The organism is Prosthecobacter sp. (assembly GCF_044232965.1).
Taxonomy (GTDB): Bacteria; Verrucomicrobiota; Verrucomicrobiia; order Verrucomicrobiales; family Verrucomicrobiaceae; genus Prosthecobacter.
The window spans coordinates 1-20,914 of sequence record NZ_JBIIKX010000056.1 but is presented as its reverse complement, the minus strand read 5'-3'; the positions used below and the strand labels follow the sequence as shown (position 1 = coordinate 20,914).

21 protein-coding genes are annotated in these 20,914 nt (G+C 60.0%); 7 read left to right on the top strand and 14 right to left on the bottom strand.

Features of this window, described 5'->3' with window-relative positions; translation table 11 throughout:
• The first annotated feature begins 1 nt into the window (after position 1).
• Positions 2 to 673 (top strand): SGNH/GDSL hydrolase family protein, encoded by a 672-nt coding sequence (locus tag ACILSI_RS19770; protein ID WP_395723636.1) that lies wholly within the window; start codon positions 2 to 4, stop codon positions 671 to 673.
• Between the two features lie 39 nt (positions 674 to 712).
• Here ACILSI_RS19770 and radC read toward each other — a convergent pair whose 3' ends face one another.
• The 9 genes from radC to ACILSI_RS19725 all read right to left on the bottom strand — a co-directional run bounded on the left by radC (position 713) and on the right by ACILSI_RS19725 (position 7,230).
• Positions 713 to 1,408: a DNA repair protein RadC gene (gene radC / locus ACILSI_RS19765; RefSeq protein ID WP_395723635.1), complete on the bottom strand. Its 696-nt coding sequence runs from the start codon at positions 1,406 to 1,408 to the stop codon at positions 713 to 715.
• A 62-nt stretch (positions 1,409 to 1,470) separates the two neighbouring features.
• Entirely contained in the window at positions 1,471 to 2,481 is a 1,011-nt protein-coding gene (locus tag ACILSI_RS19760; RefSeq protein ID WP_395723634.1) for a polyprenyl synthetase family protein, read from the bottom strand.
• A gap of 108 nt (positions 2,482 to 2,589) precedes the next feature.
• Positions 2,590 to 3,207, bottom strand: coding sequence for an N-acetylmuramoyl-L-alanine amidase (locus tag ACILSI_RS19755; protein WP_395723633.1), 618 nt, complete (start codon positions 3,205 to 3,207; stop codon positions 2,590 to 2,592).
• Positions 3,208 to 3,209: 2 nt separating this feature from the next.
• Positions 3,210 to 3,701, bottom strand: a complete 492-nt coding sequence (locus ACILSI_RS19750) for a LysM peptidoglycan-binding domain-containing protein (protein ID WP_395723632.1) — start codon at positions 3,699 to 3,701, stop codon at positions 3,210 to 3,212.
• 39 nt (positions 3,702 to 3,740) lie between these two features.
• Entirely contained in the window at positions 3,741 to 4,142 is a 402-nt protein-coding gene (locus tag ACILSI_RS19745; protein WP_395723631.1) for a hypothetical protein, read from the bottom strand.
• Positions 4,143 to 4,247: 105 nt separating this feature from the next.
• Entirely contained in the window at positions 4,248 to 4,604 is a 357-nt protein-coding gene (locus tag ACILSI_RS19740) for a hypothetical protein (protein ID WP_395723630.1), read from the bottom strand.
• Positions 4,605 to 4,845: 241 nt separating this feature from the next.
• Positions 4,846 to 5,583 carry a TlyA family RNA methyltransferase gene (locus tag ACILSI_RS19735; protein ID WP_395723629.1) on the bottom strand — a complete coding sequence of 246 codons (738 nt, stop codon included), beginning with the start codon at positions 5,581 to 5,583 and terminating at the stop codon, positions 4,846 to 4,848.
• 18 nt (positions 5,584 to 5,601) lie between these two features.
• A complete protein-coding gene (locus ACILSI_RS19730; RefSeq protein WP_395723628.1) occupies positions 5,602 to 6,168 on the bottom strand; it encodes a hypothetical protein in 567 nt (188 codons plus the stop codon).
• A 48-nt stretch (positions 6,169 to 6,216) separates the two neighbouring features.
• Positions 6,217 to 7,230 (bottom strand): hypothetical protein, encoded by a 1,014-nt coding sequence (locus ACILSI_RS19725; RefSeq protein ID WP_395723627.1) that lies wholly within the window; start codon positions 7,228 to 7,230, stop codon positions 6,217 to 6,219.
• A 202-nt stretch (positions 7,231 to 7,432) separates the two neighbouring features.
• Between ACILSI_RS19725 and ACILSI_RS19720 the strand changes: the two genes are divergently transcribed.
• A complete protein-coding gene (locus ACILSI_RS19720) occupies positions 7,433 to 7,693 on the top strand; it encodes a hypothetical protein (protein ID WP_395723626.1) in 261 nt (86 codons plus the stop codon).
• A 137-nt stretch (positions 7,694 to 7,830) separates the two neighbouring features.
• Positions 7,831 to 9,069: an MFS transporter gene (locus ACILSI_RS19715; protein WP_395723625.1), complete on the top strand. Its 1,239-nt coding sequence runs from the start codon at positions 7,831 to 7,833 to the stop codon at positions 9,067 to 9,069.
• A 70-nt stretch (positions 9,070 to 9,139) separates the two neighbouring features.
• On the opposite strand, the gene ACILSI_RS19710 is transcribed toward ACILSI_RS19715, so the two are convergent.
• Complete coding sequence (locus ACILSI_RS19710) at positions 9,140 to 9,748, bottom strand: hypothetical protein (protein ID WP_395723624.1); 609 nt, start codon at positions 9,746 to 9,748, stop codon at positions 9,140 to 9,142.
• Positions 9,749 to 9,775: 27 nt separating this feature from the next.
• On the bottom strand, positions 9,776 to 10,225 hold the full coding sequence (locus ACILSI_RS19705; protein WP_395723623.1) for a hypothetical protein: 450 nt from the start codon (positions 10,223 to 10,225) through the stop codon (positions 9,776 to 9,778).
• 200 nt (positions 10,226 to 10,425) lie between these two features.
• Between ACILSI_RS19705 and ACILSI_RS19700 the strand changes: the two genes are divergently transcribed.
• Positions 10,426 to 11,208 carry a carbon-nitrogen family hydrolase gene (locus ACILSI_RS19700; protein WP_395723622.1) on the top strand — a complete coding sequence of 261 codons (783 nt, stop codon included), beginning with the start codon at positions 10,426 to 10,428 and terminating at the stop codon, positions 11,206 to 11,208.
• Here the strand turns inward: ACILSI_RS19700 and gmk are convergent, their stop codons facing one another.
• Positions 11,209 to 11,811 carry a guanylate kinase gene (gene gmk, locus ACILSI_RS19695; RefSeq protein WP_395723621.1) on the bottom strand — a complete coding sequence of 201 codons (603 nt, stop codon included), beginning with the start codon at positions 11,809 to 11,811 and terminating at the stop codon, positions 11,209 to 11,211.
• 90 nt (positions 11,812 to 11,901) lie between these two features.
• Between gmk and ACILSI_RS19690 the strand changes: the two genes are divergently transcribed.
• The gene (locus ACILSI_RS19690; RefSeq protein WP_395723620.1) at positions 11,902 to 13,242 is read left to right on the top strand and encodes a Gfo/Idh/MocA family protein; all 1,341 of its coding nucleotides are present in this window, start codon (positions 11,902 to 11,904) and stop codon (positions 13,240 to 13,242) included.
• A gap of 58 nt (positions 13,243 to 13,300) precedes the next feature.
• Here ACILSI_RS19690 and ACILSI_RS19685 read toward each other — a convergent pair whose 3' ends face one another.
• Positions 13,301 to 14,572 carry an efflux RND transporter periplasmic adaptor subunit gene (locus ACILSI_RS19685; protein WP_395723619.1) on the bottom strand — a complete coding sequence of 424 codons (1,272 nt, stop codon included), beginning with the start codon at positions 14,570 to 14,572 and terminating at the stop codon, positions 13,301 to 13,303.
• A 128-nt stretch (positions 14,573 to 14,700) separates the two neighbouring features.
• Between ACILSI_RS19685 and ACILSI_RS19680 the strand changes: the two genes are divergently transcribed.
• Positions 14,701 to 15,504 carry an alpha/beta fold hydrolase gene (locus tag ACILSI_RS19680; RefSeq protein WP_395723618.1) on the top strand — a complete coding sequence of 268 codons (804 nt, stop codon included), beginning with the start codon at positions 14,701 to 14,703 and terminating at the stop codon, positions 15,502 to 15,504.
• Positions 15,505 to 15,554: 50 nt separating this feature from the next.
• On the top strand, positions 15,555 to 18,563 hold the full coding sequence (locus tag ACILSI_RS19675; RefSeq protein WP_395723617.1) for a PSD1 and planctomycete cytochrome C domain-containing protein: 3,009 nt from the start codon (positions 15,555 to 15,557) through the stop codon (positions 18,561 to 18,563).
• Positions 18,564 to 18,573: 10 nt separating this feature from the next.
• Here the strand turns inward: ACILSI_RS19675 and ACILSI_RS19670 are convergent.
• A partial coding sequence (locus ACILSI_RS19670) for a PAS domain S-box protein (RefSeq protein WP_395723616.1) occupies positions 18,574 to 20,914 on the bottom strand: 2,341 nt, incomplete at its 5' end.

Sequence of the window (20,914 nt, the reverse complement as noted above, 5' to 3'; positions counted from 1 at the left end):
CATGAAATTCGTCCCGCTTTTCCTCGCGCTCGCGACTTTGACCACCGCCGCCGACCGTGTCGTGCCGCGTGAAGGCACCGAGTGGTGCAACATCTGGATGCCAAACGCCAACAATCACGATCTGCCGCGCGTGCTGCTCATCGGCGATTCCGTGACGCAGGGTTACGGCCCCGATGTCGAGAAGCAGCTCGCTGGCAGAGCCTACGTCGCCCGTCTCGCCACCTCGCGCTGCGTGGGTGATCCCGTGCTGCATGCGGAGGTCGCCGCCATGCTTGGTGCGGAGACGTTTGACGTGATTCACTTCAACAACGGCCTGCACGGCATCGGCGCGGTGAGCGAGAAGGAGTATGCAGAGTTTCTGCCGCAGTTCATCGCACACATCCGCAAGCTCGCGCCGAAGGCGAAACTCATCTGGGCCTCCAGCACGCCCTCACATGTGAACGGCAAGTTTGAGCAGACCGACGCGCGCAACGAGAATGTGAAGGAGCGCAACAGCATCGCCGCCGAGATCATGGGGAAGGAAGACATCCCCGTCGATGATCTCTACGGCCTCATGATCGGCTATCCCGAGTGCTGTGCCGACTCGCTGCACTACAATGCGGCAGGCAAGGCCATGCAGGGTGCGCAAGTCGCTGGCGAGATCCTCAACCTGCTGCCTGCGAAGGCGAAGTGACGCGAGTCACCACTTGAGCTTCTGGTGGGCGAGGGAATATCACAGCATGCCGTGCTCCTTGAAGCTGAAGTAGGGCAGGGGGCGTGATTCGGACGGGGTGCCTATGATGACGTGGTCTTGCAGGAGGAGACCGGTGGCGTCGGCGGCTTCACGGAGACGGCGGGTGATGCGACGGTCGGCGTCGCTGGGAGTGGGATCGCCGCTGGGGTGGTTGTGGATCAGGACGAAGGCGTGGGCGTTATGAATGAGCGCCTTTCGCAGCAGGTCGCGCGGGGCGGCGGTGCATTCGTTCAAGCTGCCGCGAAAGACTTCTTCCGTGCGAGCCACGGCAAGGCGGGTGTTCAGCAAAATGACGCGGACGGATTCATAACCGAGCGCCTGCATCTCGGAGCCGATGTAGCTGTAGATGCGCTCGGGGCGGTCGAGGATGACCTCGGCGTGCGCGGGCTCCTGGGCGGCACGGCGGCCGAGTTCGAAGGCGGCGACGAGTTTGGCGGTCTTGGCGGGGCCGAGAGCCTTGATCTTGCTCAAGACAGCGGGTTCGAGGCGGGAGAGTTCGCGGAGAGATTGGTGATCGCGCAAGATGCGCTGGCCAATTTGCAGGGCGTTTTCTCCCTTGGTGCCGGTGTTGATGAAGAGGGCTAGGAGCTCGGCATCCGAGAGCGCCTGGGGACCGAGGCGGAGCAGGCGCTCACGCGGGCGGTCGTTTTCCGGAATGTCGTGGATGCGGGACATGACTCTGGACGCGGTTCGCGGCGGCGAATGAGACGAATGCGACTGATGGGAAGGATGCGCCGCTAGTGGATGGCTCGGCACTGATCGAGCAGGCTGTGCAAGTAGCCGACGATGTCATTCAATGCCTGCTTGTGTGTCGTGGCGGCGAGGCCGATCAAATCCTCACGGGCGGAAGCGAGGAGATCCTGGGCGAATTTGACGGCACGTTCTACGGCGCCTTCGTAGTCGGCGATGCTGGCGAGGATGGTGGTGTCCATGGGCTCGCCTTTGAGAAGCATGCGACTGAGCTTTTGCTTCTGCGCGTCAGTGGCGCGTTCGAGGAGATAGAGGATGGGCAGCGTGAGCTTGCCACGGGCAAGGTCGGTGCGGAGGGTCTTGCCGACGGTTTTTTCGTCGCCAACGATGTCGAGGCAGTCGTCGTAGATCTGGTAAGCGGTGCCGAGCTTGAGGCCGTAGTCGCGCAGAGCGGTCTGGACGGCCTCGGGCTGCTGATTGAGACGTGCGCCGAGTTCGGCGGCGGCGGCGAAGAGCGCGGCGGTCTTCATCTCGATCATCTTCAGATAATCGGTGACGGAGAGATTGAAGTCGAAACGGCGCTGGGTTTGGAGGATTTCACCGGTGCATACATCGCGCGAGGCTTTGGCGATGGTGCGGCAGACGTGGGTGTCTTCAAACTCGGTGGCGAGTTCGAGCGCGTAGGCGAAGAGGCTGTCTCCAAGCAGCACGCTGAGGCTGCTGCCCCATTTCGCGACGGCGGTGGGCATGGCGCGGCGGATGTCGGCACCGTCCATGATGTCATCGTGAACGAGGGAGGCGATGTGGACGAGTTCGAGAATGACGGAGAGCCGTGTGTGGCCTTCATGCGTGCCGCCGGTGGCACCACCGGCGAGTACGGCGAGCGCGGGGCGAATGCGTTTGCCCGAGGTCTGGCAGACGTAGCTGACGTAACCTTCCACTCCCGGATCAAAGGCGCGTGCTTGTTCCAGGATGGCTGTCTCCACGCGTTCCAGGTCTGTCCGCACCAAGTGGAAGGGGAAGACGGGGTTGCTGGCGTTGACGACGGGTGAGGGCATGCGGACAGATGAACTACGATTCCATCACTCATGCAGATTCATTCGTCAACTGCTGTGCCGCCAGTCCAGGCGTTCGAATTTTCAAAAGAAATGAAACCATGGCGGTCATCACCGCGCCCAGACCGCGAGGATGCCGTTGACGATAGCTTCAGCGAGCTTATGCCGATGCTCGGGCGTGGCGCAGCGTGCGGCCTCGCGTTTGTTGCTAAGATAACCGCATTCTACGAGCACGGCGGGCATCTGGGTTTCACGCAGCACCTTGTAGTTTCCGTGGAAGATGCCGCGAGTGCCACCGGTCACGCGAGATTTGATGCTGCGGCTGATGGCTGAGGCGAGGACGCGACCGCGCGCACTTCGGTAATAGACCTCGCCTCCAGAGATGAGGGTTTTCCGGCTGCCGTTGAAGTGAACGCTGACGAAGATGGAAGAGGGAACGCGGTTGGCGAGACGTGCTCTTTGAGACAGCTCCACAAACGTGTCGGTACGGCGCGTCATCGTGGTTTTGAGACCGCGAGATTTCAAGCCGACCTCGACACGCTTTGCGATGTCCAGACAGAGCTTCTTTTCGATCAAGCCATTCCAGACCGAACCGCCGTCCTTGCCACCGTGACCGGCGTCGATCACCACGTTGGAAAAACGGAGTGTCTGGGCCGCTGCGTCTGCTGCCAAGCCGCCAAGCATCAGCGCCAGAGCTGCCGCAACGATGCGTGGGAGGCGCGCGGGCACGGTTACTTGGGGATTTTGAGCGTTTTGCCAGCGCGAATCATGTCGCCAGACAAGCCGTTGGCGGCCCTGAGCTTGGCCACGGTGGTGCCGTTTTTGCGCGCGATGGTGGAAAGTGTGTCGCCACTTTTGATCGCGTAACTGCCACCTTTGCCGCTGGATTTGGACTTTGAACTGGAGGTTTTCTTTTTGGACGAGCTGCCGCGGGAACTGCGTGAGGACGATCCACCGTGGGATGTGCGCCAGGAAGAGTAGTCCATGCCGGCTCCCTGGCCGCCTTCGGCTGCCCAGGCCGAGTTGTAGTCGCCATCCGGCTCAAAGGGGTAGTCCCTGTGTGCCATGCTATGAGCGGGCGTGCTGGGAGAACCGTGGAGATTGATGACAGGCAGGTTTTTCGGCAGCCCCTTGATGCGCGTGGAGGTCTCACAGGAGGCGAGTCCCAGTGCGAGGATGATGGCTGGGCAGACTTTCAGCAGATGCTTGGCTAAATGACTCATGCGGTTTAGGGAGGCACTTTCGCGCAGTTCGCAAATGAATCAATCCGGCGTGTGAAAACGGCTGATGCGCTCTTTGACGCGCGGCACGCCATTTTTGTCCCTTTGCATGATGATCGTGCGCTCGTGGTAATACTCCGTGCCGCTGGCAGGCAGGCTGTAGCGCCATTCGGTGTCTTCCGGCATGTTGCGCTCCATGGGAACCTTGAGGGTGTTGAAAACCGCGTTGCCGTCCATGCCGGTGCGTACCATTTTGAATTTGCGCTCGGAAAAACCCTGGCCGTAACGCGTGCTGGTGGAGCCGATGTGGCGGACTGCCTTCAGAGACTCAGGGATGTCATAACCATAGTTTACGACGCAAAAAATGACCATCAGCAGCGGCACGATCACAATGGCGGCCGGCGTGAGGAGGTACCAATTCTTTTTGAGGAAGGCGGTGTTCATGAAATGTCATGCTGGAAGAAACTGAGGCGGCAGGCAAGGTAAAACACCATGCGGCAGCCGCAGCACCAGAAGTTCACCGTATGGCGGGGATGATGCGAACTGCGCTCACATGCGCTGGTTGCCAGGCACATGGGCGGTTTTCCCCTGCGTGTAGCGCAGCTCTCCATTCTGGATGGCGAGGTATTTGGCCGCTCCCTGAATATCCTCTTCGCTGAGGCCGGGAACGACAAATAACCGCCCTTTCAAGGCACCCTGGGCAGGCATGCCGCCGCGGACGAGGGAGCGTAGGGTCTCGATCACGCTCTCGTCCTGTACAAAGTCGAGCCCTGCTGCCTGGGCCATCATGCAGGTGGAGGCCAGCTCTTGCGCATTGCGCCGGTCCCTGGCGGCATAAATGGAATCATGCTGATTAAGCATGGGCACGGCGATCGAAAGCATGATGCCGAGGATGGCGACAAACATCAAAACCTCAAAAAGGCTGAACCCATCGCGAGCGCGAAATTGAGGGGAAAGAGAAGCGGGGGTTTTCATGGAGTCTTTGTGTTAACGGTTTAAATTATGATAATTATCGCATGGCTGCAACTCAATTTTATCATTTTCATAGAAAACGCCCTCGCAAATACTCAAAAATGAGAATTTCACCCTGCCTTGCCAGCCTTTTTGTGTGCTGATCTACCTCAACCAGATCGCCATCAATACTGGGTTACTCCCGCATACGGAACCAAGCTAGGAACTCGCGATTGCCATCGGTGCCTTGGAGGTTGGATTCCACCAAACTCTCCCAGGCGAGCTGCGGCTGTGAGCGGACGAAGTTTTCAATGCGTGCGCAGGCTTTGGCATGCAGTTCGGGCTCACGGACAATGCCACCGGCACCGACTTCCTCGCGGGACAGTTCAAACTGAGGTTTGACGAGCACGACGGCCTGCCCGCCCGGCCGCAGGACCTGCAAGACGGCAGGCAATACCAAGGTGAGGGAAATAAAAGACAGATCGGCCACTAAAAAATCAACGTCCTGTCCCACATCCTCCCGTTTCATGTGGCGGAGGTTGAACTGCTCACGCGAAACCACACGCGGGTCGCTACGCAGCTTCCAGGCAAGCTGGTTTGTGCCCACATCAAAGGCAAAGACCTTCACGGCACCACGCTGCAACAGGCAGTCGGTGAATCCGCCGGTGGACGAACCGGCATCGAGCACGGTCAGATCACGGACATCAATGCCGAAATGATCGAGCGCGCCCTCCAGCTTCAAACCACCACGGCTGACGAATTTGGGCGGGTGGCGCACCACGATCTGTTCTTGCTCTTTAACGAGCGTTCCAGGCTGGGTGATGCGTCTGCCCATCACACTGACCTCACCGGCCATAATGAGGCGCTTTGCTTGCTCACGCGAGGGCACGAGGCCGAGCTTGACGAGCGCCAGATCGAGTCGTTCGCGGGACATGGGGTTCAGGGCCTCGCTTTATTTACGCACGGGCAGCACCAGCTCGTCACCAGCCTCGATACTGACGCCCGGCAGCGCGGCGCTGTTGTCGATGTCCACGACAGATTCGGAGGCGTCGATGGATTCTCCCACAATGACCCGCCCGACCAAGCCGTCGCCACGCCGGACATCAAATTTCATGCCCTTTTCTAAATGCTTGTCTTTTCCGGCGCTGATGACGGCGAACCCCTGGTCCTTGTGAATCTCCACGACTTTGGCCACCGATGGCATGCCGAGGAGCTGTTTCTGCAAGGCGGTCAATGGGGCGGCCGCCGGAGCAGGGGAAGGGGAGCCAGGCATCAAACCGCTGCCAGCCAGAGGTGGGGTGGATGGTGATTGCGCTGGTGTTGCTTCAGGTGCTGATGGCAGCGCAGGTACGATCGTGGGAGCTTGAGGCCGGGAGGATTCCTGGGCGGCTTGCTGTCTGCGCACGAGATCCAGCTCGCGGCGCGCACCTTTGGCCTCTTCCTGTGCCTCCCACGCGAGATAACCGGTGATGGCGAGCAGGATGATGGTGAGTGCCAGGGCAAAGTGAGAGAGACGCATGGCTTCCATGCTAGACGCAAGCCTCACACGGATCAACCACGCTTCCGTCTAGCGCAGCAGTCCCAGAAGCTCGCGCATACGCAGCTCGATGTTCAGCAGGCTGGCCTGCACACCGGCAAGCCATTGCATGTCCGCGCCACCGGGATTTTGCTGCACCAGCTTGTCGGTGGCGTTCAGGGCGGCGGCAAACAACGGCAGGCTCTGTTCCAGATCCACCACAAGAAAATCCCAGTGCTCCTTTTGCGATTCCGCAAACTGCCGCAGCACATGTACGAGATGCGCCGCAAGGTCTGCCACTGTGGACAGCAGCCGAAGGACGGCGGGCCGGGTGCGCACCTCCTCATTGAAAATCAGCAGCCCCTGAAAGCGTCGTAGTTCCTTGGCCAGGGCCGACGAGCGCTTCACCGGGTCTTTTTCGGCCGAATTCTGGGCACGAGCCCCCTTTTTATGAGGTGGGCGACTTTCATCCATGGCTGGGCCGAAGGGATCACACCCCGGTTTGGTGGGCTGGAAGGGATCATCATAGCCAGGACTGTGCAGCGCGTCGGCCGATCTAGAGTTCGGGCTTTTGCCGAGCAGGTAATGCTTTCGCCGGGCACGGTTCTGGCGCAACAGCGCGGCCTCTTCCTCTTTCGTGAGCTGCCAGCGCGGCGCTGAGACACGCAGGTGCAGATGCCATGACTGGATGAGCACCCGCTGCTGGTCCTGGTTGAACCATTCAAAAAACAGCAGATTTTTCAATCCAGGGGGTATCGGCAGGGCTGTGGTAGTATCGCCTTGTGAGCGCCTTCTCGGCAGCTTTGCCACTCGATAGGACGCCGTCATGAGTCCGCTGTATCCGTGCTGGAGCGGAGAGAGGGCATCGACCTGCTTCTCGTTCACCTCCGGCAGCGGATTGTGGAAGTCCACTCGGCAGCCGGCGATGTCACGCAGGAAATTACCGACCAGTTCGACCCGCACAGGCTGTGACTGTCCGGCCAGATGCAGGACCCCGGTCACCAAGCCTGGCACTTCATTGGAAAGGTATCCACCGAGGATGGACGATTCGAGGCAAATAATCATTACTTGTCATATAAACTAGAGGTCGCTGACGGCTGCCGCAAGCGCCGCGCCCCCCTTTTTTGAAAAAGAGCAGCCCGGAAGCATGTGACGCATCCTTTGCCAAAGTTGTGTGGAACTGTGGCAAGAATGCTGCTTGTTCCACATCCTGTTCGATGATACAGCTTCACTCCCCCAAAACCTAACATCCCTCCAATAAACACCCATGAAAGACCTCGTTTATCTCAGCCGCTCCTTCGTTGAATTCGGACCCTTCGCTAAGAAGGAAATCCTCGATTTCCAGAAGCGCGGCCTTCTCTCTGAGACCGATTACCTGCGTGATGAGGGCAGCGAAACCTGGCTTCATTACCAGGAATGGCTGACCATCGTCCCCATGCCCGCTCCAAAGCTGGTGAAGCGCCCTGCCTCCACGAAATCCGTCGCCAAGGCCGCTCCGGCAGCCAAGAAATCGAAAAAAGCCGCGTGATTTATAGTTGGTGGATCGGTGACTCAGTGGGTTGAAAGCCTGCGGATTCACCGATTGGCTGATGGGTCGGCTGCCCGGCGTGTCGATCCATCGCCCCACTGCTGGACTACAGGCTCCGCGCATGCGATGAAGCCTGCGTGACTGACGCGACCTCCCGCACCTTGCGCAATGAGCTTTGGCGCTCGTTGCCCTCCGGTGTCATTGACACACTGACGGCCACTTTCGGCATGCTCATTGCCGTCCGCGTGTTTCACATGGGGGATGTGGCGAAGTCCGTCTTCCTCAGTGCCACCAGTGGCGGCATGGTCGCCAGCTTGTTTGTCGTCCCGCTGCTGCTGCGGGCTAAAAGCACCCTCCCGCGCACCGCCGCGAAGGTGCAGATGCTCGGCGGGGCCTGCATGGCTGTCTCAGCCGCCTTTCCGCATGATCCGCTGCTCTACATCGGCGGTTTGAGCCTCGGGCTCTTCTGCCTGTCGATGCAGATTCCGCTTCTGACGCAAATCTACCGCATCAACTACCCCGCCGCCGCGCGTGGTAAGCTCTACGCTGTGACCGGTGTCACCCGTGCCGCCGCCGCCATGTGCTTTGGCTTTGCGGGCGGCAAACTGCTCGGCTGGGACATGGGCAGTTACATCTGGCTGCTCTGGGCCTTTGCCGCCAGTGGCTTCATCTCCGGCTTCTGGACCTACGGCCTGCCTGCCACGCCTTGGGAGGCCCCCGAGAACTCCAGCACCAATCTCGGCAGCGCCTGGCGCTGGGTGCGTGAGGATCATGACTTCCGCATGCTGCTCATTTCCTGGATGATCATGGGCATCGGCAACCTCGCCGCCGCCTGCCTCTTCGTCGAATACCTCGCCAACCCGAGTCATGGCATCAACCTGCCAGCTTTTGAGGTGGCCTGGATCACCGGCGTCATCCCGGTGCTGGCGCGCATCCTGTTCTCCTACCCCTGGGGGCTGGTGTATGACCGCTTTCATCTCTTCACCGTCCGCGCCGTGCTGAATGTCTTCTTTGCCGCAGGCATTCTGTGCTTCTACCTCGGTCACAGTCTGTTTTGGTGGACGCTCGGCATGGCTCTGTGGGGCATGGCCAATGCCGGTGGCAACGTCACCTGGGCGCTCTGGGTCACCAAGCTGGCCCCGAAGCACGCCGTGGCCGAGTACATGAGCGTCCACACCTTCCTCACCGGCATGCGCGGCCTCGTTGCGCCCTCGCTGGCCTTTGCCATGCTCAAAGTGATGTCCTTCGACACCTTCGCCATCCTTTGCGGCCTCACCATCCTCTCCGCCAGCGGCTTCATCGGCGTCCGCGCCCGCAACAGCGACCCCGAAACCTCCAAACGCCTCAGCCCCGGTGCCAGGCCCGAGCGGCTGTGAATAGACACCTCGCCCAAATCGACTCTTGGCAAGGGATGCCAAGAATCGAGCTTACCTCTTCTTGCAAACGTTATCGGGCTGCATCAAAAACACTTTTCAAGGATTGCATTTTTTTGTTTTTCTCCCAAGCCTCAAACTCACTTAGCTTATCTGATCCTAATATGACTCTCAGTTGATCGTTTGCCTGGACTTTTAGCTCCCTCTTTTTTGCGGCTAGCTTTTCACTTTCTGGTGTCATGGACCCTACTTCATCTAATTGCTTGGCTAGCTTTCGAGTTTCTGTATCTCGATGAAGGATAATATCCTCCATCTTTGCAATCGCTTGCTCTGAAAAGCTCCAACTTTTGAAGAGCTCGACATATTTTACGCGTTGAGATTTCCATAAATTGGCAGAAAACTGCTCAATCCCTTCGTCAGACTTTTCCCACGGGAGCACTTTTCGTGACGTTTTCCTATCGTCGATTAGCTTTTTTGTTTTTTGGACTTCGTCAGCAATCCTTTGCGAGAGCGAACCTTTTACTTCCTGAGGATCGGAAGGCAATCGTTCATTCGAAGCCTCGCTTAAAGGAAGTTGCACCTCTTTCTTTACTTCTTTTGCCAACTTTTTGTCGTTAACGTAAATTAGGGAAGCCGCGACTATGATTGGCAGCAGTAGCATCAATGGCATTTTTACCTTCATTGAGTTCAATGCTATTGGTTGATGTGCCTACATTGAAACATAGTAGCTCCCATCCCAATTTGCTTCGTCCCACAGTTCGTAAAGAACATCTAATTGATCATTAAAGTCATTCCAGTCTTGATATGATTCCCATATGCTATCCAGACACATTTCAACCGTTTCATTTCCAGACATATAGCCACCATCGCTGTCGCTCAGATAGGGCTCCTCCCCATAATTTATAGCATCTTCCGCTGTATAAAACAGGTCTAGCATTCTGGCCTCCAAGCTATCAATCTCGTCATGAGTAGCTTCCATCGCTTCTAGCAATTCCTGCGTATCTATCTCTCGCGCAGCATCTTCATAGTTAACTGGGTCATCAGCGAGCGCAGCTGTGGTTGGAATTCCCAGCGTTAATATTAGCAGGAAGGAAATTGCCAATTGAAACATGCTGCGCAGCGGTTGGAGGCAGAACACTGAAGTGTTTGTTTTGTTCATGGATTGTATTTTATTTTTTTATTCCAAAAACTGATGTCGCGTTTATGTTGCACAGACCGATTGATTTTCGTCAACACAAAAGCTGTCATGCGATTAAATTTTAACAATTGGGGCTTATGACACCGACCACACCCCGACAACGGACACATGTGGAATACAGAGATTCCCCCATGGACATGGTTTTAGGTTTCCAGGAAGCAATGTGCCCTAAAACCACCGTCCATCTCGTCCAACTCGATCCCATCTGGGAAAATCATGCCGCCAACCACGCGAAGGTGAAAAAACTCGTCGCCGATGCGAATCCGCAGCCTGGCGCGCTCATCGTTCTGCCGGAGATGTTCTCCACCGGCTTCAGCATGAACCTCCCCCTCACCGCCGAGCCGGAGAATGGCCCCACGGAGCAGTTTCTGCGCGAAATCGCCGCTCAACACCAATGCTGCGTCATCGGCGGTCTTGTCACGAAAACGCCCGACGGCCGGGGCTGGAATCAATCCCTCGCCATCGCGCCCGACGGCACGTTGCTCACCCGCTACACGAAAAACCGTCCCTTCAGCCTGGGGGGCGAGGACGAGGCGCACCACGCAGGCACGAAGGTGAATGTCTTCGACTGGCAGGGACTCAAAATCGCCCTGCTGATCTGCTACGACCTGCGTTTCCCTGAACTCGCCCGCGACGCTGTGCGCGTCGGAGCCGAAGTGCTCATCTACATCGCCGCGTGGCCGGTGAAACGAATCCAGCACTGGATCACGCTGCTCCAGGCCCGCGCCATCGAAAACCTCTGCTACGTCATCGGTGTCAATCGCTGTGGCACCGATCCCCTGTTCACTTACACCGGTCGCAGCCTCGTCGTCGATCCTCATGGCATCATCATTGCTGACGCCGCCGAGCAAGAGCGCGTCATCAGCGCCCAACTCGATCCCGCCATCGTCCGCGACTGGCGCTCTCAGTTTCCAGCGCTCAAAGACGCCGGATTGCAGTCGTGATCAGCGTAGGCTCGTCCGCATCCGCCCAGCTTCGAGGATCGCGTCAAACCGCCGCGCATCGTCCTCACGCGTGCCGCTCACCAGCACATAGCCATACTTGCGCCAGTGCTCCATCTCTGCCGCCGCGTTTTGCATGCGCAGCTCAAACGCCGCCGCATCCTCCGTCGCACGACCAGAAAGACGATTGCGCAACTCATCCAGGCTCGGCGGCATCACAAAGATATCCAGCAGGCAGCGCTTCACCAGGTCATCCTCACACGCGCGGACCTGCGCCGCGCCTTGCACGTCGATGTCCATGATCACATCCACGCCGCGCTCCAGATTTTCAAAAACGTAGCGCTTCAGCGTGCCGTAGAGCCGCCCATGCACACGCGCATGTTCAAACAGCTCGCCACGTTCCACCCGCGCCAGGAAATCCTCCTCCGTCAGGAAAAAATAGTCCTTTCCGTCCACCTCGCCCGGCCTCGGCGCACGCGTCGTGCAGGAAACGGAAAATACCGCCTCACCGCGATCACACACCTTGCGCGCCAGCGTCGTCTTGCCGGTGCCCGAAGGGCCGGAAACCACGATCAACTGCCCCAGGCGCTGTTTTGAAAACTCCATGCCTGTCGGATACCCACGCCAACCGCGAGTGCAAGAGACTTGGCAAACCGCCAGTAATGCTCCACCCTCAAACCCCACCCAACTCAACCCATGCCACACGCATCCTCACGCCGTCATTTCATTCAGGCCGCCGCCGCTGGCGTCGCCGCTCCGTTCATCCTGCCCTCACGCCTCTGGTCGCAATCGGCCAACGGCAAGATCCGCATGGGCTTCATCGGCCTCGGCAAGCAGATGGGCGGCCTCATCAGCAAATTCCTCCAGTATCCCGAGATCGAGGTCGTCGCCGTTTGCGACGTTTATGACGTGCGCCGCGATCTCTACAAAAAGAAAGTGGACGACCACTACGCCAAGAGCGGTGGCAACGCCAAGCCCTGCGAGACCACCGGCGACTTCCGCAAGATCACCGAGCGCACTGACATCGACGCCGTGTGCATCGCCACGCCGGACCACTGGCACGCCATCATCACCAACAGCGCCCTCAGCCATGGCAAGGACGTGTATTGTGAGAAGCCGCTCACGCACAACATCCATGAGGCCGTCTCCGTCGTCGAAACCGTCCAAAAGCACAACCGCGTGCTTCAGACCGGCTCCATGCAGCGCTCCAGCAAGGAATTCCGCATCGCCTGCGAACTCGTGCGCAACGGCGTCATCGGCAAAGTCGAGCGCATCACCATTTCCATCGGCGATCCCGCCAAACCGAACGCCTACCCCGAAGAACCGAAGCCCGAAGGCCTCGACTGGGACATGTGGTGTGGTCCGGCCCCGCTCGTGCCTTTCAACCACGAACTCTGCCCTGTGGGCGAAAGCAAAACCTTCCCGAACTGGCGCAAGACCCGCGAATTCGGCGGCGGCATGATCACCGATTGGGGTGCGCATCACATCGACATCGCCCAGTGGGGTCTCGGCATGGATGAAAACGGCCCCGTTGAGGTCAAAGCGCCCGCTGATTACCAAAACGCCAAGCGCGGCTGCCAGCTCATCTACGCCAGCGGAGCGGTGCTCTCTCACGCAGAAGGCAGCCACGGCTGCACCTTCCACGGCACCGAGGGCGAGGTGAACGTCGGACGCGGCAAATTTGCCCTCAGCCTCGGTGGCAAAGAAGTCCACGCCTTCCACGGCAAGGATCAATCCACCGGCACCTCCGTCGATCGCGAAGTCGCCCTCGCCGAGCGTGACTTCCTCAAGGACAAGAAGGTCTCTCTTTACGAGAGCAAGGATCAGATCGCCGACTTCGTCGCCTGCATGAAGAGCCGCAAGCAGCCCATCTGCCACGCTGGCGTCGGTGCCAGCAGCGCCATTGCCTGCCACCTCATGAACTTCGGCTACTGGTATGGAGCCAACATCAAGTGGAACCCCACCGAGCACAAATTCATTAGCGGCGGCGACGACAAGTGGCTGACCCGCGAATACCGCGGCGACTGGAAGGTCTAAAGCAGACCCGAACTTCAGTTCGTTCTTCCAGGCGGCCTCGCAAGAGGCCGCCTTTTTTTCATCTCGCCTCCGCCCGTTTCACCACCTCGCTGCCATGGGTCACGTTGTCCGGCGGGTGCAGGAGCACTTCGTCGCCCGGTTTCAGTCCTTCGAGCACCTGCATCATCCGGCCATCGGTGCGCCCGGCTTTGACGATGACGGACTTGGCTTTTCCAGCATCAAACACAAAGGTCTTCCACTCGCTGCCCTCGCGGAACAACGCGCCGGCGGGAACCAGCAGCGTGTCATCGCTGTGCCACACGGCCACGCGGACTTCCACGCGGTAGCGGTCGCCGAGCGCCTTGAGCGCGGGCGTCTGCTCCACGAAATCACTCAGCACCAGCACGCGCTGCTCCTCCACGCCGAGCGCGGAGACTTTGGTGAAGGCGGCGGGCTCCACACGGCGCACTCGCGCCTTGGCCGGTTCGCCACCCCACTGCTCGGCCGTGACCAACGCGCCCGGCTGGATCGCCACCGCATCGCGCGAAAGAATCTCGGCCTCGATCTCCAAATCCGTCGGATCACCGATTTCAAGAATCGGCGTGCCTGGGGCGACGATCGTGGCGCTCTCCTGCTGCACGCGCAGCACCACACCGCTCACGGGCGCGTGTACTTCGATGAATTTGCCGCCCTCGGCGGGCGATTCGAGCTGCAGCAGCGCCGCCTTGGCCTGCGCCAGTTCGAAGTCGGCCACTTGCAGCGCGAATTCTGCGGCGCGCACCTCGCGGGCCTTCATCTCCGCCTCACGCTCGAAGGTGTCGCGGTCCGTTTCGGAGATCGTGCCTTTGTCGGTGTTGTTCTTGATGCGGTCCCAGCTCGTGTTCGCGTATTTCAGGCCGGTGCGGGCTATTTCGAGCGCTTCATTCGCCCGGCTGCGCGCGGCGGCGGCTCCATCCACCCGCGCCTGAGCTTGCGCGATGGAGCGTGAGTCTAGCAGCGGTGCCAGCACCGGCTCGATGCGCGTCAGCACGGTCTTTCCGCTCTCCACCTTGTCGCCCGGCTTCAAAGTCACACGCTGCATGCTGCCTGCCACTGGTGCTGCGACGATGTGGCGGTTGCGGATGCGCGTCTTGCCCTCCTCGCTCACATCCACGGTCAGCGGCCCGTTTTGCACCACGCCCACCTCGACCTCAATCGGGCGCGGCTTTAAAGCGAAGAGCACCAGGCTGACCACACCACCCACCACGAGCAGCATCACCAGCTTTCGCAGCATGCCACGGCCTGAAGGCGGGCGTTTCGCCTCCCACGGCGGGGTGGCAGTGACAGGAGCAGCAGGTTTGGCTTCGGACATGAGGGCGTCGCTATCATGCACGCACTTCGCCACACAGCAGGTGATTTTTGCTTGTTGCTTTCGTGCCTTCCTGCTCAAATCCCCGCCTCAACCTTGAACTAAGAACCTCGAACCAAGAACCACTCCCCATGCCCCACGTCGAAACCAACGGAATCAAAATGTTTTATCAGGAACGCGGCAGCGGCGAACCGCTCGTCTGCATCATGGGCGTCACCGCCCCCGGCGGCGTGTGGGACGCGCATGCGCAGGCCTGGGAGAAGCACTTCCGCTGCATCCTCGGCGACAACCGTGGCGTGGGCGAGACCGACAAGCCCGCCGGCCCTTACACCACCGCCATGATGGCCGATGACTACGCCGGCCTCATGGACAAGCTCGGCATCAAGCAAGCCCGCGTCGTCGGCTGCTCGCTCGGCAGCGTCATCGCCCAGCAGCTCGCGTTGCGTCACCCGGAGAAGGTGAAAAGCATGATCCTCATGTGCACCTGGGCGCGGCAGGACCGCTTCGGCCTCTACACCTGGCAGCACCTTATCAAGGCCAAGGCCACCATGCGTCCTGAAGACTTCATGCAGTGGATTCAGATGCTCATCTTCACCAAGCCCTGGTTCGACAACGACGACTGCTGGAACAACATGCAGCAGGGCCTCAAAGACGCCGCCGTCAACCCCGCACCGCAGCCCCTCCACGCCACGGAGGCGCAAAGCGCCGCCGCCATGACGCACAACACGCTCAACGAACTCAAGAACGTGAAGTGCCCCACCCTCGTCATCGGTGGCAAGAACGACACCTTCACCCCGCAGTGGATGAGCCAGGAAGTCGCCGCCGCCATCCCCGGCGCGGACTTGCACCTCTACGACAATGCCGGCCACGCCTTCCACTGGGAGCAAATGGGCGACTTCAATCCACGCACGACCGAGTGGCTGTTGAAGCATTGATCTGACGCGCTCAAGCGCAACACGAAGCAGACACATGGCGTTTAGGCTGTGTGTCTGCTTTTCGTTTTACCCCTCTCTTTCTTGCCACAGCGGTCGCCCACGCCGCGCCGGTTGATTTTGCCCGCGACGTTCAGCCGCTCTTTGCCGAGCACTGTCTCGAATGCCACGGTCCGGATGATTCCAAAGGCGGTCTCGTGCTCACCAGCCGAGAACTCGCGCTGAAGGCGCTGAAAAGCGGTGCGCACGGCATCGTGCCTGGAAAACCGGATGAAAGTGAGATGATCACACGTCTCGCTTCCGCTGATCCCGAGGAGCAGATGCCGCCGCCGAAGCATCGCGCCAAACATCCGGTCAAAGCGCGCGACATCGAAGTGCTGCGCCAGTGGATCGCCGAAGGCGCCAAGTTTGTGGCGCATTGGGCTTACACGCCGGTCACACGGCCCAAAGGCAGCGGCATCGACGAATTCATCCGCGCCAAGCTCGCTGAGAAGGGCATTGCCTCCTCGCCTGAAGCGGATCGCATCACGTTGATCCGCCGCGTTCACTACGATCTGCTCGGCCTTCCACCCACACTGGAAGAAGTCGATACGTTTGTGCAGGACCAGTCGCCCAAGGCTTACGAAGCGATGCTGGATCGCGCCTTCGCCTCCGAACGTTTCGGCGAGCGCTGGGGCCGCCATTGGCTCGACATGGCGCGCTACGCGGACAGCGATGGCTATGAGAAAGACCGTCCGCGCCCCGATGCGTGGCGTTACCGCGACTGGGTGATCCGTGCGATCAACGACGATCTGCCTTTCGATCAATTCACCATCGAGCAACTCGCCGGAGATTTGCTGCCTGATGCCACGCCCGAGCAAATCGTTGCCACGGCGTTCAATCGCCAGACGCTCACCAACACCGAAGGCGGCACCGACCAGGAGCAGTTCCGCATTGAGGCCTGCATGGACCGCACGGAGACGCTCGGAACCATCTGGCTCGGCCTCACCGTCGGCTGCGCTCGCTGCCACACGCACAAATACGATCAGATCACGCAGAAGGAATACTACCAGCTCTTCGCCTACTTCAACAACGGCGACGAAGTGAACCGCCAGGTGCCCAGTTCGCCCGAAGCATGGACCGAATACGAGAAGAAGAACGGCGACGCTGTGAAGAAGCTCATTCCGCTGCGCCAAGCTCTCGACGCCGCGAAAGCCGAGCTGCCGGTGAAACTGCCTGAGTGGGAGAAAGGGATCAAAGATCGCCTCACCAAGGCCGCCGCAGCCAAAGCGGTGCAGAAGTTCGAGCCGCTGCCGGTCTCCAATGCCAAGGCGCTTTCCGCCAAGCTGCAAAAGCAGGCCGACGGCTCCTTCCTCGCGCAAAACAAAGCGCCAAAGATTGACAGCTACACCTTGGAGATCAACGGCCACGCCAAACCCATCACCGCGTTGCAAATCGAGGTGCTGCCAGATGCCTCGCTGCCCGGCCAAGGCCCTGGCAACCACAAGAATGGCAACTTCGTGCTCACCAAGCTCACCGCCACGCTGCAACGCGGCAAAACCACGCAGGAACTTATCCTGCACTCCCCGAAGGCCGATTTCGAGCAGAAGACCTTCACCGCCGACAAGACGCTCGATGCGGATGATCAAACCGGCTGGGCCGTTGCCGGTGCCACCGGCAAGAAGCACGCGCTTTCACTGCAATTCGCCGATCCCGTCATCTTGCAGCCCAATGACAAGCTCACGCTGCGCCTCGATCAAAACTACAAGCAGATCAGCCACACCATTGGCCGTTTCCGTGTCCTGGTCGCCAGCGAAGAAACGGAGGACAGCATCGCGCCCGAGGCGATTCGCAAAATCCTCAGCGAGGAGCCGAAACGCCGGAATCCAGTCGTCATCCTGCCGCTGTGGGAATGGATGGCCAAGGTTGATCCTGAAGTCGTCGCTGCAGATCGCGCTCTCAAGGAGGCGGAGTCCAAACTGCCCAAGCCACCGGTCATGGACGTACGCGTGATCGCCCAGCGGAGCAACAACCCGCGCAAAACGAACCTGCTGCATCGCGGCGACTTTCTTCAGCCTGCGGACGAGGTCGTCCCTGCGGCTTTGGGCATTCTGCCGCCCGTGAAAGGTGCTTCGCGCCTCGATCTGGCACGCTGGCTCGTCAGCCGGAACAATCCGCTCACACCACGCGTCACCGTGAACCACTTCTGGAACCGTTTGTTCGGCGAGGGCCTCGTGCGCACCGTCGCGGACTTCGGTGTGCGCGGCGAGCCGCCCACACATCCCGAACTGCTCGACTGGCTGGCGGATGAATTCATGAAACAAGGCTGGAGCCGGAAGAAAATTCTCAAGACCATCATGATGTCGGCCACTTATCGTCAAAGCTCAGCCATTCCGTTGAATCTGCCGCCGAAGGTGATGGAGATCGATCCGAAGAACACGCTGCTTTGGCGTCAAAATCGCCTGCGTGTCGATGGCGAGATCGTGCGCGACCTCTACCTCGCTGCTAGTGGCCTGCTTTCCGCCAAGATCGGCGGCCCGAGTGTCTTCCCGCCGATTCCCGAGGGCATCGACGCGCTGAGTTACGCGGGCAATTTCAAGTGGACCACGAGCAAAGGTGAGGACCGCTACCGCCGTGGCATGTACACCTTCTTCAAGCGCACCGCTCCGCACCCCGACCTGACCACCTTCGACTGCCCGGATGCCAACACGACCAACGTGAAGCGCACCGTTTCCAACACGCCGCTGCAAGCCCTGACCACGCTCAACGCCGAAGCCTTCTCCGAAGCGGCGCAAGCCCTAGCGAAACGTGTTTTGACCGACGCAGCGCTCAAAGATGACGCCTCCCGCCTCACGCGAGCGCTCCGCGCCTGTGTTTCACGAGAGCCGACGAAGCACGAGCTCACTGCGATGACGAAACTGCTCGATGAAGCGCGCTACACTTACAAAAACGGTCCTCCTGATGAGGCAAAAGCCGCGATTGGCCCTCACGCTGTTTCAAATATTCCCGCGTCCGAAAATGCGGCTTGGGTGGCAACAGCGCGCATCGTGCTGAACCTGGACGAGCTGATCACGCGAGAGTGAGCGGGCCTGGTTACTTGGCGGGCTTTCGTTTTTTCGGGGACTTCGCCTTTTTGGCCTCATCGCATTCGAAGTGGCAGGTGACGATGACTCCGTGCTTGGGTCTGTTCTGAATTTTGAGCCTGCCGCCAATGAGATTGGCTCGGTACTCCATCACACGCATGCCGATGCCGCCGTTGGCATTTTCCTGGGGAGACTTCGGTTTCTTGATGCCGACGCCATCATCCTCGATGCGCAGTTCGCATTCACGCTGGTCTGTGCCGCGCAGTGAAATCTTCACCTTGTCTGGCCTGCCATGACGCAGGGCATTGTTCACCGCCTCCTGGGCGATGCGAAACAGGTGCGCCTCTTTGTCATCGTTGTTGATGACGATTGTGGCGTCCACATCGCAACTGCAAGGATTGCGGAAGTTCGTGCGCACGGTTTCCGCCAGCAGGTTCAAGGCGCCTCCCAGCCCCCGGTATTTGACACTCGTGGGGGACAGCCCGTGCGACATGCGGCGAACCTCGGCAACCGACTCGTTCATCAGTTCGTGGATGCGTCGGGCATGCACCTTCGCCTCACCATTCAACTCCGCCTCCAACGCCTCCATCATGATGACCATTCCGGTCATCGTCTGCCCCACGCCATCATGCAGGTCATGCCCCACGCGGGCCTGTTCCTGCTCCACCACGCGCAGAACCTCGCGTTGCAGGCGGTTGCGCTCGGTCATGTCCGTGCCGGTGATGATGATGCGGTCCGGGCTGCCATCCGGCTTGCGGGTGGACGTGCTGCGCAGCTCGATCGTGTGCCATTCACCATTTTTGGCGCGCAGGCGCACATCGGCGGGCGGGTTGTCCTCGCCGCGCAGAAGACGGGCGAAGCGTTCTTTGGAGCGCGGCACTTCCAGATCGTCCATCAGGCCGATTTCCCAAGCTGTTTTGCCCCGCACCTCCTTTGGTCTGTAACCCATCGTGGTGTAGAAGGCCGTGTTGGCATGCACAAAGCGGCCTTCGGTGTCCATCACAACGATGAAGGCCGAGGTGTGGTTCACCAGCGCCTGGTTGTAGGCCAGCTCCCGGCGGTAATTGAACTCCGCCTGCTTGCGCTCGGTGATGTCCTCCACCACCGCGATGTGGCGCAGCGGCGGCTCGCCCGGACGCCACATGGGAGCGACGGTCAGATTGATCCAGGTCAGGTCGCCGTTGGGAACCACGTTGCGTTTCTCCATGTTGAAACTGCTGATCCTGCCCGCCTTCAGATCCTCCATCTGGTTCAGATCATCCTGGAGGTCGTCCGGGTACGTCACGTCCATGAAGGTCAGTTGCAGCATCTCCTTACGCGTGCGGTGGTTGATCTCGCACATGCGCTGGTTCACGCTGAGGTAACGGCCCGTGGCGGTCTCGATGACCGCGATCCCCACCGCCGCCTGCTCAAACACGGCGCGAAAACGCTGCTCGCTCTCCTCCAGCGCCTGTTCGGCCTTCTTGCGCTCGCTGATGTCGGAAATGGTTCCTGTCATGCGCACCGCCTCGCCACGCTCATTCCAGTCTGCCTGCGCACGGGCGACGAACCACTTGTGGTCTCCGGCCTTGGTGCGAAGACGGAATTCCACCTGGTAAGGCTCGCGCCGCTCAAAATGCGCCTGTCGCGCGGCACGCACCTTCGGCACGTCGTCAGGATGCAGCCGGGCCAGGAAGGACTCCTCGCGGTTGTTCGCCAGTTCGTGCTCGGTAAAACCCAGCATCTGCTTCCAGCGGGGAGAGAGATAGACATCGCCGGTCACGATGTTCCAGTCCCACAAGCCGTCCGTGGTGCCGCGCAGCGCGCGCGCATAGCGCTCCTCGCTGATCCGCAGCGCCTGTTCCTTCCACTCGCGTTCGATCGCCAGGGCGGCGAGGCGCGCCGCATTGGCGACGGTTTGAATCTCTGCCTGGGCAGGCTCGTGGGGCACCGCGTGGTAGCAGGCCAGCGTGCCCAGCACTTTGCCATTGCTGTTGATGATCGGTTCCGACCAGCAGGCGCGCAGGCTGGCCTTGGAGGCCATTTTGTGAAAAGGCTCCATGCGCGCGTCTGCCAACACATCCGGGCAGATCACCCGCATCCCTGAGTGCGCCGCCGCCCCGCAGCAGGCCATTTGGGGGCCGATGGGCATGCCGTCGATGGCCTCCCTGGCATAGTCAGGCAGACCGGGCGCGATCTTCATCTGCAGGCGCGTTCCGGAGGCATCCACCAGCATCACACTGCACCGCATGCCTGGATGCCCGGCCTCCACATTGCGCGTGATGGCTTCCAACACCGCGCTGGATGGCGCTCCCTCGGCGATCAATTGCAGGCTGTGCGCCTCACGCTCCTCCGCCGCCTTGCGCTTTGAA

Coding starts and splice junctions, on each gene's coding strand:
- gmk (WP_395723621.1), bottom strand. CDS start 11,811: ATGGAGTTTTCAAAACAGCGCCTGGGGCAGTTGATCGTGGTTTCCGGC.
- ACILSI_RS19720 (WP_395723626.1), top strand. CDS start 7,433: ATGAAAGACCTCGTTTATCTCAGCCGCTCCTTCGTTGAATTCGGACCC.
- ACILSI_RS19680 (WP_395723618.1), top strand. CDS start 14,701: ATGCCCCACGTCGAAACCAACGGAATCAAAATGTTTTATCAGGAACGC.
- ACILSI_RS19690 (WP_395723620.1), top strand. CDS start 11,902: ATGCCACACGCATCCTCACGCCGTCATTTCATTCAGGCCGCCGCCGCT.
- ACILSI_RS19685 (WP_395723619.1), bottom strand. CDS start 14,572: ATGTCCGAAGCCAAACCTGCTGCTCCTGTCACTGCCACCCCGCCGTGG.
- ACILSI_RS19740 (WP_395723630.1), bottom strand. CDS start 4,604: ATGTTTGTCGCCATCCTCGGCATCATGCTTTCGATCGCCGTGCCCATG.
- ACILSI_RS19730 (WP_395723628.1), bottom strand. CDS start 6,168: ATGCGTCTCTCTCACTTTGCCCTGGCACTCACCATCATCCTGCTCGCC.
- ACILSI_RS19705 (WP_395723623.1), bottom strand. CDS start 10,225: ATGAACAAAACAAACACTTCAGTGTTCTGCCTCCAACCGCTGCGCAGC.
- ACILSI_RS19770 (WP_395723636.1), top strand. CDS start 2: ATGAAATTCGTCCCGCTTTTCCTCGCGCTCGCGACTTTGACCACCGCC.
- radC (WP_395723635.1), bottom strand. CDS start 1,408: ATGTCCCGCATCCACGACATTCCGGAAAACGACCGCCCGCGTGAGCGC.
- ACILSI_RS19735 (WP_395723629.1), bottom strand. CDS start 5,583: ATGTCCCGCGAACGACTCGATCTGGCGCTCGTCAAGCTCGGCCTCGTG.
- ACILSI_RS19710 (WP_395723624.1), bottom strand. CDS start 9,748: ATGAAGGTAAAAATGCCATTGATGCTACTGCTGCCAATCATAGTCGCG.
- ACILSI_RS19725 (WP_395723627.1), bottom strand. CDS start 7,230: ATGATTATTTGCCTCGAATCGTCCATCCTCGGTGGATACCTTTCCAAT.
- ACILSI_RS19750 (WP_395723632.1), bottom strand. CDS start 3,701: ATGAGTCATTTAGCCAAGCATCTGCTGAAAGTCTGCCCAGCCATCATC.
- ACILSI_RS19700 (WP_395723622.1), top strand. CDS start 10,426: ATGTGCCCTAAAACCACCGTCCATCTCGTCCAACTCGATCCCATCTGG.
- ACILSI_RS19760 (WP_395723634.1), bottom strand. CDS start 2,481: ATGCCCTCACCCGTCGTCAACGCCAGCAACCCCGTCTTCCCCTTCCAC.
- ACILSI_RS19745 (WP_395723631.1), bottom strand. CDS start 4,142: ATGAACACCGCCTTCCTCAAAAAGAATTGGTACCTCCTCACGCCGGCC.